At 44.8% G+C, this 768-nt stretch carries 1 rRNA gene; it reads left to right on the forward strand.

What is annotated here, in order from left to right:
- Window positions 1-91: 91 nt before the first annotated feature.
- Window positions 92-768 (forward strand): 23S ribosomal RNA (locus FD31_RS13775); the annotation flags it as partial.

Genomic DNA, 768 nt, shown 5'->3' on the forward strand with positions numbered 1-768 from the left:
TCGTACCTTGAAAACTGGATATTAAGAAATAATGAATTAAAGAAACACCGAAAACTGCGCGATAAAAATGATTAATTTCATATTTTGTCAAGATTAAGTTATAAAGGGCGCACGGTGGATGCCTAGACACTAGGAGCCGATGAAGGACGTAACTAACGACGATACGCCTCGGGGAGCTGTAAGTAAGCTTTGATCCGGGGATTTCCGAATGGGGGAACCCAAATATCGTAATGGATATTTACTTGTTTGTGAATACATAGCAATCAAGAGGTACACGCAATGAACTGAAACATCTAAGTAGTTGCAGGAAGAGAAAGAAAATTCGATTCCCTGAGTAGCGGCGAGCGAAACGGGAATAGCCCAAACTAAAGAGCTTGCTCTTTAGGGTTGTAGGACTGATGTTGTGAGAACAAAAGGTGACGATAGTTGAACAAGTTGGAAAGCTTGGCCAAAGAGAGTGAAAGCCTCGTAAACGAAATCTGACCCACTCCATTCAGTATCCTGAGTACGGCGGAACACGAGAAACTCCGTCGGAATCTGGGAGGACCATCTCCCAAGGCTAAATACTCCCTAGTGATCGATAGTGAACCAGTACCGTGAGGGAAAGGTGAAAAGTACCCCGGAAGGGGAGTGAAATAGATCCTGAAACCGTGTGCCTACAAGTAGTCAGAGCCCGTTAATGGGTGATGGCGTGCCTTTTGTAGAATGAACCGGCGAGTTACGTTAACATGCAAGGTTAAGATGAAAAGTCGGAGCCGTAGCGAAAGC

The organism is Companilactobacillus nantensis DSM 16982, from assembly GCF_001435815.1.
GTDB lineage: Bacteria > Bacillota > Bacilli > Lactobacillales > Lactobacillaceae > Companilactobacillus > Companilactobacillus nantensis.